8 protein-coding genes and 1 pseudogene are annotated in these 9,142 nt (G+C 56.9%); 6 read left to right on the top strand and 3 right to left on the bottom strand.

What is annotated here, in order from left to right:
- Both hpnK and hpnI read right to left on the bottom strand, forming a co-directional pair.
- The coding region (gene hpnK / locus ACRXB1_RS22710) for a hopanoid biosynthesis-associated protein HpnK (RefSeq protein ID WP_449493287.1) at positions 1–627 on the bottom strand (627 nt) is incomplete at its 3' end.
- Positions 628–663: 36 nt separating this feature from the next.
- Positions 664–1,881 (bottom strand): bacteriohopanetetrol glucosamine biosynthesis glycosyltransferase HpnI, encoded by a 1,218-nt coding sequence (gene hpnI, locus ACRXB1_RS22705; RefSeq protein WP_449493286.1) that lies wholly within the window; start codon positions 1,879–1,881, stop codon positions 664–666.
- Positions 1,882–2,201: 320 nt separating this feature from the next.
- On the opposite strand from hpnI, the gene ACRXB1_RS22700 reads away from it, so the two are divergent.
- From ACRXB1_RS22700 to ACRXB1_RS22680, 5 genes and pseudogenes are all read left to right on the top strand, one after another.
- Positions 2,202–2,765 carry a cytochrome b gene (locus ACRXB1_RS22700; RefSeq protein ID WP_449493285.1) on the top strand — a complete coding sequence of 188 codons (564 nt, stop codon included), beginning with the start codon at positions 2,202–2,204 and terminating at the stop codon, positions 2,763–2,765.
- A gap of 38 nt (positions 2,766–2,803) precedes the next feature.
- Positions 2,804–3,343: pseudogene (locus ACRXB1_RS22695) on the top strand (VIT1/CCC1 transporter family protein); the annotation flags it as partial.
- A 237-nt stretch (positions 3,344–3,580) separates the two neighbouring features.
- Complete coding sequence (locus ACRXB1_RS22690; protein ID WP_449493284.1) at positions 3,581–4,120, top strand: hypothetical protein; 540 nt, start codon at positions 3,581–3,583, stop codon at positions 4,118–4,120.
- A complete protein-coding gene (locus tag ACRXB1_RS22685) occupies positions 4,117–4,779 on the top strand; it encodes a response regulator transcription factor (RefSeq protein WP_449493283.1) in 663 nt (220 codons plus the stop codon). Before ACRXB1_RS22690 ends, ACRXB1_RS22685 begins: the two co-directional genes overlap by 4 nt.
- The gene (locus ACRXB1_RS22680) at positions 4,755–6,158 is read left to right on the top strand and encodes an ATP-binding protein (protein ID WP_449493282.1); all 1,404 of its coding nucleotides are present in this window, start codon (positions 4,755–4,757) and stop codon (positions 6,156–6,158) included. The genes ACRXB1_RS22685 and ACRXB1_RS22680 overlap by 25 nt, the downstream gene beginning before the upstream one ends.
- A gap of 91 nt (positions 6,159–6,249) precedes the next feature.
- Here the strand turns inward: ACRXB1_RS22680 and ACRXB1_RS22675 are convergent, their stop codons facing one another.
- Complete coding sequence (locus ACRXB1_RS22675) at positions 6,250–7,833, bottom strand: alkaline phosphatase family protein (protein ID WP_449493288.1); 1,584 nt, start codon at positions 7,831–7,833, stop codon at positions 6,250–6,252.
- A 654-nt stretch (positions 7,834–8,487) separates the two neighbouring features.
- Between ACRXB1_RS22675 and ACRXB1_RS22670 the strand changes: the two genes are divergently transcribed.
- Positions 8,488–9,069, top strand: a complete 582-nt coding sequence (locus ACRXB1_RS22670) for an SOS response-associated peptidase family protein (RefSeq protein ID WP_449493281.1) — start codon at positions 8,488–8,490, stop codon at positions 9,067–9,069.
- Positions 9,070–9,142 lie beyond the last annotated feature (73 nt).

Here is a 9,142-nt window from a genome sequence, read left to right as displayed (position 1 = left end):
GCCGCTTTGGGTGATACCAATGACCCGATCGTTGTGCGCAATGCCGTGACGGTCGAGCCGCGCATTGACCAGCGATATCCATGGAACCAGCGCGGCAGGGATGTTATTTTCGCGAGGAAGCCGCATTGCACGCATGCCAAACTCGCGGCCAACCTTGAGGATGATCGTAAGCACTGTCGGATGGAGGTGAAAGTGCTTGTGGGTGTTCACGTGGTCGAGCGCAAGGCCGGTCGCAGCAAACGCCTCGAATTGCGCGCGAATCTCGCGTTCAAGCTGAGCGCGTACATGCGCTAGGAAGAAGAACCGTATGCCGTCCCGGACCATCGCGTCGCCGAAGCGCCCGTTGCGATTGACCAAGGAGGGTATCTCCGATGCCGCCAGGGTTGCCTGTCCGTCCGCCAGGACCAGATGCAAACCCACGCGCAGATCCGGCATCCGCCGCGCGCGTTCGATGGCGTCTGCCGCTGCATCTGCGCCGACCATGAGGCTTGCCGCGCTTAGCACGCCTTCTTTGTGCGCACGCTCCACGGCGACGTTGACGCGTTGGTGCAAGCCGAAGTCGTCGGCGGTGATGATAAGCGCACGCGATACGCGGCTCGTGTTTGCGAGGCGGGAGGCCAATGGCATGCGCAATGTTTTCATGCGGACCTTTTTTTCGCGATGCTAGGTTCGATCAAAGGCTTCGGGACCATCCGGCTGGTTTTTGGCCGGAGCATTCTCGTCAATGCGGATCCGGCTCCCGCGCCACATCACGTGCGATCCGAAGGCCGCGACTACCCACTCGGCCCAGAAGAGCAAGTCGCGCAGGGGAATCAGTGGCAAGTCGCGCAGAAACGCACGCCAGTCACGCGCCCGGCGCCAGTGCAACAAGACGCGCGCGCTGACGCCGAACGAAGTGCAGAGGTCCGCCAGCATGTCTGCCATCCCTGCTGAGATCGAGCCGCCGTTTGCGTCATAACCGAGGCCGAGAATGAAACTCGTCAGCAGCCAAGGAGATGCAAACGAGATGAGAATAAATGCAAAGCCGAGTGGATGAACTGTTCGGATCGTGCGAAGCCAGCGGGTCTCGCGTTGCCAGAGCGAGACGAAATCGCGCTCGGTCACGTCGGTCGAAACAACGACTTCAGACAAATAAGTGCATAGCCCCCGTTGGCGGATTTCGTGAGCGATCGAATAGTCGTCGGCGACGCAGTTTTTCACCGCCGCCAGTCCGCCAATAGTATCCAGGGTCTCCCGGCGCATGGCGAGCGTCGCGCCGAAACCAAAGCGCTGCGAACCGGTGGCATGGGCGAGATAAACGGACGGCACAAACCATTCATCGATAAAAAGCGCACCCAGGCGCGTCCAGAAGTTTCCGACCCGGCGCGCGCGATACAGGCAGGTCACAATGCCGACGCCCGGTTGTTCAAGCGGCGCAGTGACTTTCACCAGGTAATCCGGCTGAACCGCGATGTCGCTGTCGGCCATGACAAACACTTCATGGCGCGCGTGCTGCTCCATGTTGATCAGGTTGCTGACCTTGTGGTTCGCTCCGTGGAGTGTTGCGTCCACAACCAGCGTGATGTCGACGTCGGGATAAGTTGCCCGCAAGCGTTCCACCACCGCGACAGCAGGGTCGCTATGCGAAGACACACCGAAAATGAGCTGAAAGCAGGGATGGGTTTGTTCGCAGAAAGTTTCAAGGTTCGCGTAAAGGCGAGGCTCGAATCCACATAACGGTTTAAGCACGCTGACCGGTCGCGGCTTTGCCGGAACGACGCTATTCACCATTGGAGGGGCGTATCCGTGTCGAACGAGTGCAACCACGGTGATGTAGCATGCCGAAAGACAGCATAGCGCAATCAGAATCCATTCCGTCGCGGGCAGCGGCGTCCAAGTCATCGCGATCCCCGTCAATCGTTGCGGCCCCCGCTCATTTGCACCGGCAGGCACGAATGACCGGGAATCCGGGATGTCATCAGGTCGTGAGGCGACTCGCCAACACCTCGATTAAACCTGGCTGCGTCCGATCATAGATAGACATTCAACGAATACAATTAGCGCGCGCTTACGCAGGTTTGCATGAACGTAAGCATCGCTATATGAAATGGACTGATACTGTGATATCCCATGTGCAAATGGAGAAGCTCCGTGTGCCACTAAGTCTCAACTAAGGGTCCGGGCTTAGGCTGCTCGGTTCAGACCTATAAGGACATACGCATATGCAGAAGAATTCCTTGAACACTCCGTCTGTTTATAGCAGCACCGCACGTTTCTTCCACTGGGCGACCGTGTTACTTCTCGCGGCCCAGTTTGCGATTGCGTGGACCATGCCCGATGTGCACCGCGGTACCCAGCCAGTGGGGTTGATCGCATGGCATTTGTCGGTGGGCATGCTGATCTTGATGCTGGTGGCCCTGCGGATCGTGTGGCGTTTAACCCATCCGGCACCACCCGAGTTGCCAAGCATTCCCCGTCCGCTCGCGGCGGTTGCGCGCCTTACACACTGGGCTCTTTATCTTCTGCTGATCGCACTGCCCCTGATGGGGTGGGCGAACGCATCATCCAGAGGTTGGCCAAGCTTCCTGGGTACGCTGTTGCCGTTGCCGCCCTTGACACCTGAAGGATCGCCATTCGGACATTCGCTTGGCGACTGGCATGGGGTTTTTGCTTGGGTTCTGCTCGCGGTCGTTGGATTGCATGCGGCTGCTGCGCTTTTTCATCATTTTGTTCTCCGTGACGCCACGCTTCGGCGCATGCTCCCCACCTCGCGTGATAGCGTATAGCAGGCCGTCAAACGCGGAATGGAAATAGTTGCATTCGCCTGATCATGGGCGTTGCGGGGAGGCAGCACCTGCCAAAACAATTTTGCTGACTGCCTTTGCCCGGACTTGTGACCGGCGCTTGTTCTATGGCGCTCGGGGAATGGCTGTCTGTCACGAACTCACGCGAACTCGGGCTGATCTATCAGTCGAAGGGGCTCGACGCGGCAGAAGCGCGTCGCATCGCAGCGCGAATCATGCTCGATAAGGATAGGGCGCTAGATACATTGGCCCGCGAAGAAGTCGGACTCGACCCAACTGAACTGGGCGGCACCTGATGGACTGCCCGCCCCGTTTCGTTATTTCTGTTTTCGACTGATGCGGTGATTCCCGTAATGCCGTTCGTCTGGGCGCATGGCGTGAGCGGGATTATCCAGTGCACCGTGCTTAGCAGCGTGGGATTGGCTGCCATCGGCGTGTTCACGTCGCTTTTCAATAGCCGCGGGGCGGTGTATTCAGCAGTAAGGCAAATTCTGATCGGGATGGTGGCGACAGGGTTTACGTTCGGTGTTGGCGAGCTGCTGGGCGTGTCGATGTCCTGAGATCAACTTACCCGGGCCTGGCTGTTTCGCATGCTATGTAAGCCTCTGCTAATTATTGTTTCGCCTTCTGAACCTATGATGACGCGTGGGTCGGCGTCGAAGTGGGAAGGCCCATGGATAAATACAAACCCCCGACTGTCAGGATGAGGCGGGATGGCCCACTAATATCCAGCCGACGCGTTTCGCGCCGGTATGTTGCAAGCACACTGTTTCCAACAGGTTCGAAGGTACGGCGTCATGTCAAACGGTTGGCTGGATGGGGTGGGGGCCGTTGCCGGGATTTTGCTCGGCGTCGCGATTCCTGCACAGGAGGCCATACGCGCGCGTAAAGCAATCGGCGTGCACCTGGCCGAGCGCATCCGCGAAACTACGGATGCTTTCGATGCTGCAGAAGCGCTCGCCCAACAAGCGATGTGCGCTATAAGCGGGCCGGCGCGTGAACGCGCCTCTTTCGCTGCGAGTTACAACCGTTCTTATCTCGAGCATATCCTGAAACGCGTGGATGCCGCCGCCAATAACGCGGTGAAAGACGTACCCGAAGACGCGACCGGTTTCGTCGCTGCGACGGCTCACGCGCGAGAGAGCCTGCGCGATTTCTTTGATAACCTTACGGCCACGAATTTGACGACGTCCTCGCCGTGCGCACTGCGCTCGTTGTTCGATCGGCTGGCGAGCGACATGCGCGAACTCCACACCACAGGTGACCGTATGCTGAAGAGACGGCATGTTGGATTGGCGGCAATTGGCATATGCCGCGGATTTTGGGACACCCAATGAGAGTGCTATTGGTCGAAGACGACTGGATGATCGGTGAAGTCGTCAGAGACGCGTTAAAGGATGCGTCATGTGGGGTGGACTGGGTGCGCGACGGACAGCAGGCGCTGAGCGCAGTCAAAGTTCACTCGTATGAAGCCATTCTGCTCGACCTTGGTTTGCCGAAGGTCGACGGCATGAGCGTTCTGAGCGCCATTCGCGCCAGCAACAACGCTATCCCTATCCTTATCATCACCGCACGCGACGCGGTTGTCGATCGCATCCGCGGCTTGGACAGCGGCGCCGATGACTACGTACTCAAGCCGTTTGAAATGTCCGAAGTGCTCGCGCGCTTGCGCGCGATTGTCCGTCGCCGTGCCGGCGTCGCCGCACCCGTGCTGACCAATGGCACTATATCGCTTGATCCTGCCACGCACGAAGCATCCTCCCTCGGGATATCCTTAAGGCTTTCCGGGCGCGAATTTGCGCTGCTGCAGGCGTTGATGATCCGTCCTGGTGCGATCCTGTCGCGCACGGAGCTCGAAGACCGCATCTACGGCTGGAACGAAGAGGTCGAAAGCAACGCGGTCGAATTTCTGATCCACTCGCTGCGGCGAAAGCTCGGCAGCGACACGATCAAAAACGTCAGGGGTGTCGGATGGATGGTATCGAAAGGCGGGTAGGGCAGTCGCTCCAGTTGCGCTTGTCCATGTGGCTCGCAATTGCCGTTCTTTTGAGTGCCGTCGCGGCAGGCATTTTTTCGTTCAAGGCCGCGTTCCACGAGGCCAACGAGATCCAGGATCAGCAGCTCAAGGAAGTGGCTACGCTCGTCACGGCGGAAAATGTGGACTCCATGGCGGAAGGCTCCGTGCATTATGTGCCGGAGTTCGAGCCGGAGGCGAAGGTCGTAGTGCAAAAGCTTGGCAACGTCAACACGCAGCGCCTGCTCGACTTGCCCCCTACGCTGCCTGACGGCATGAGGACGCTGACTCTCGGCAACCGCGAATGGCGCATTGTGGTCCGCACACTGGCGCCGGGTACTCGCGTAGCTGTTGGCCAACAGACTTCCGATAGAAACGAAATCGCCCGCAATAGTGCGGTCGCCACGCTAATTCCGTTTCTTGTACTGGCGCCGGTGTTGGTCGGGGTCGTGTTCCTTTTGGTCAGGCATATGTTCAAGCCCCTCGCGCGGCTTGCCGCAGAACTCGATGTCCGTCCTGATCACGATCTTTCAGAAATACGCGTTACCGGCGACCCGCAGCTTCCGGCCGAGATCGTGCCGTTTCTTGTTGCTAATAACCGTATGCTCGCGCGCGTTGACCAGTCGGTTGCGCTCCAGCGGCGGTTCATAGCCGACGCAGCGCATGAATTGCGCTCGCCGCTTACGGTGCTCTTGCTGCAGGCAGAGCGGCTGGATGTGTCGGAAATGTCGACGCAGGCGCGCGAACGCTTTACTGCCTTGAGCAATGGCCTCACGCGCACGCGCGCGCTTGTCGAGCAGTTGCTGACGCTCGCGCACGCGCAGGAAGGCAACGGCATTGAGGCAAATCTCAGCCTGGTCGCGCTGGCATTTCGCCGCGTGCTCGAAGACCTGATTCCGCTTGCGCAAGCGCGCCAGATCGATATTGGCGTGACCGGAGATTCAGACATTTGGGTCCCCGCCAATGAAGCAGACCTAGGCGCGGTGCTAAAAAACCTCGTTGACAACGCTATACGCTATACGCCGGTTGGCGGGCGTGTGGACCTGTCGGTGCACACCAACAATAATCAGACGTCGATCGTTGTCGAGGATACGGGTCCTGGTATTCCCGTGGACGAACGCGCTCGGGTATTTGACCGGTTCTATCGTGTGCTTGGGTCCGGGCAAAGTGGATCGGGGCTTGGGCTGTCCATAGTACAGACTATCGCGACCCGAATTGGCGCATCACTGACCCTAGGCGACGCCGCCTGGAACGAACAAGGCGGGCTTCGCGTCACAGTGACTTTCCCGAGAATCGATCAGCCCGCTGAACTTGTTGATTCAACATATAACTGCCGCAAGAGCCGGGAGCCTGTCGCATAGATTCACGCGCACACTTATTGATCACGAATGAAAACCGGCGGGTGCGTCTCGTACTTGCCACGCACATAGGCGAGTACGAGACGTTTTGTGCTTAGCGATCGATGTCTATACCTGGTAGTACCCGTGTGCCTTCACGGGCAACAGATTGCAGGAGATCCGGATCAATGCCAAGAGACTGAAGAATGGTAGGTGCAACCTGAGTGATCGTGACAGGCGAGTCGACGGTACTTGCATGGCGAAGTCCCGCATAAGACACTACAAGCCCGAGATGGGCATCGTCGGGCGCGTTGCCGCCGTGTTCTTCATCTTTCGTTTTGCTCGACGTGTAGATCACCCCCGGATTTGGCTGCACGATGATATCCGGCGTGCGACCGCGAGCAGGGTCCCCGAACGTATTTTCCATGCGCTCGCCTGAAAGTATGTAGGCCTGCGGCCCGTCAGCACAAATGCCTGGGGCATTGCAACTTAAGTTCGCTCGAAGCGTTTTTACGGCGGAATCTATTTGGTGACGATCGCGCAACCAGATAAGACTGACGTCGTCGCTTTGCACGAACCCGGTTGCGGAAAGGCCGCTGCCGTCATTGAGATTTCCTGTTTTGGTAGCGTTTTGGCCGAAGTTGCCGCTGGCATCAAGATAACCGTTCGCCTCAAGCAGCGCGGTGACGGTGTCTCCGTTCTTAATGAGCTTTGTGTGATCGGTCGGGGATTGCCCGTGCTTGGCCGTCACGATGATCATCGTTGATGAAAACAGGTTTCGCTGCTTGAGCTCGCTGACAACACGCCCAAGCGAATCGTCGACATAGGCAATTGCAGCCGCGACTTGTGGGCCTGGTGTGAAGCTCGCGTCAAGATACCCGCCGCCGCTCGCCACAGTCGCTTTTTGCGCAACACTCAAGGTCTGAAAATTTGCGCCAAACAACGTCGGTACTTTCCCGCGCGTTAGGCCAGTCGAGTCCTTGCCATTGATCTGGTTGATCAGTGCATTTACGTGCAAGTCATCAAACTTCGCAGTGTGGGAGTAAATATCGGTGTAATTTGTTTTTGTTGCAGGGTCGATAGAGTTGATCTCAGTCCGCGCTAAATCGTCTACGCCAAGTCCAGATGGGCCGTTTAGCCAGTCGTAACCCCACGCGTGTTTATCCGCCCATGCGGTCCTCGCGTTGCGTTTGTGTTCCTTGATAACTTCGAAAACGGTGTTCGTTTTGATGTAGTCGTGCGGGTACACAGGCGTACATACACCCTTGACCATAGCGTGTGGGATGGCCTGCGGATTGAATGCTCCGCCTCCGTCCAAATGGATTAGAGCACCGCCATTCTCGGCATCAATTCCAGTGGTTTCGTCAAAAACGACATTCCACCCTTGCTTGCCAGAGCACGTCGGGTCGCCAGGCGCATAGAGCGTGCGATCGTAGGAGACGTCATAAAAGAGCCCGGCGGTCTTCGGGGAACCACCGGTTGTGAGAGCGGCTAATCCCGGGAATGAATCCGACAAACCCGGCGTCCGCGCGTTCGTATAGGTCACTCCTGTCTTGGCAAGCAAAGCCAGGTTCGGACAAGTGTTCGCCCCAATGCAACGCGCGACGTCCTGTTCATGCATCCCATCGACGCTAATCATCAATACGCGTTTGGGTGCGTTGTCATCGCGAGCATTGGCATTCAGGCTCGCCATCGCCATGAGCAATACGGCGAGGGTGGTACCGGTATTCCATTTCCCTACGACTTGACTCATTACTCGTCTCCTTCAGAGGTGATATCGACCTTGCTTACGTGCTCGAAATCCTTACCGCAAATTTCGAGGATGGCGCAACGGTATCAGCCGATCGTGAAGGATTAGTTACACATTGATCTGCAATCCTGATGTTTACAAATGTGTGTCGAGAAAGTTGCGCTAAGTGACGTACCTGTAATTAGATGAAAGCTGCCACTAAGTAATTTATCGGGACTGCATGGTAGGCGTTTTGAGCCTCTTCACTTACCCGTCTCGCGTCTGCTATCGAGGACAAAAAAATGCGGCGCCACGGCAAGCGGATTACGCAGGCAACCTACACGATTACGTAATCGTGATACGCCTGTGCGTACGGGAAATAATTCCCTTTGCTAAGTCTCAGCTAAGTCTGTTGTGTTATTAAATTCGTCGCTTAGAAACGCGAAGTTGTATTTCGAGCCCTCCTCGATTCATCCAATGAACGGATCGATGGCGATTGCCTTGATTCATATCCGTGAATGTAGCGAGATTCGCCATTCGCTCACTGAAAAGCGGGATGCACCACATTGTGCGGGTCTGAATTTCGCTAGCATATGACGACTATATAAAACCTCGGGGTCATCGATGTGTAGTCGGTATTCCCGCGCAAGAGATGCGCACATTTACGTAGCCCTGCTGTTTGGTGAGGAACCCTTCAGAGACGCTCGTTTTCCACGTTCCTGGAACATTGCCCCGGGATCTGTTCAACCGGTTTTTTATCGAGAAGGACCGATGACGGCGCGTTGGGGGTTCGCTCCTGTCTTCGCGGATACGCGGCGACCAATGATCGTCAATTGTCGACTCGACGATAGGAACACGGCGACATGGAAAACAATGTGGCGAACCGCGCGAGTGATTGTCCCTACGGATGGCTGGTACGAATGGATAGTCGAAAACGGGAAAGAGCAGCCTTATTTCGTCAGGCCGATGGATGATCAGCCTATATATTTAGCGGCGTTGATAAGCTACGCGCTCGACGAGGAGCCTAAAGAAACCGACGGCTTTGTTGTCGTCACGGCGCGGGCTCGAACCGGTATTGTAGATGAAAAGTCGCATCGTCCAGCCGTGCTCAATGCGTCTGATGCTCTTCGGTGGCTCGATCCCAAGACATCCTTTAGCAGGCTGGTGAAATACCTCGTGTGGCCGTCATCCGGGGCGTGGGCGTAAACGTTGAACTGATGTCATCAATGAGAACGAGATGGAACAGATGCGCGGACCGGATGGCTTTACCGAATCTATG

Source organism: Caballeronia sp. M23-90 (assembly GCF_053574605.1).
Note: the sequence above shows the minus strand (reverse complement) of the source record. Positions and strands in the feature narration are given on the sequence as shown.

Bases quoted from the DNA above. Each gene is read 5' to 3' on its own strand.
- hpnI (WP_449493286.1), bottom strand. From the start codon at position 1,881: ATGACTTGGACGCCGCTGCCCGCGACGGAATGGATTCTGATTGCGCTA.
- ACRXB1_RS22700 (WP_449493285.1), top strand. From the start codon at position 2,202: ATGCAGAAGAATTCCTTGAACACTCCGTCTGTTTATAGCAGCACCGCA.
- ACRXB1_RS22690 (WP_449493284.1), top strand. From the start codon at position 3,581: ATGTCAAACGGTTGGCTGGATGGGGTGGGGGCCGTTGCCGGGATTTTG.
- ACRXB1_RS22685 (WP_449493283.1), top strand. From the start codon at position 4,117: ATGAGAGTGCTATTGGTCGAAGACGACTGGATGATCGGTGAAGTCGTC.
- ACRXB1_RS22680 (WP_449493282.1), top strand. From the start codon at position 4,755: ATGGATGGTATCGAAAGGCGGGTAGGGCAGTCGCTCCAGTTGCGCTTG.
- ACRXB1_RS22675 (WP_449493288.1), bottom strand. From the start codon at position 7,833: ATGGCGATGGCGAGCCTGAATGCCAATGCTCGCGATGACAACGCACCC.
- ACRXB1_RS22670 (WP_449493281.1), top strand. From the start codon at position 8,488: ATGTGTAGTCGGTATTCCCGCGCAAGAGATGCGCACATTTACGTAGCC.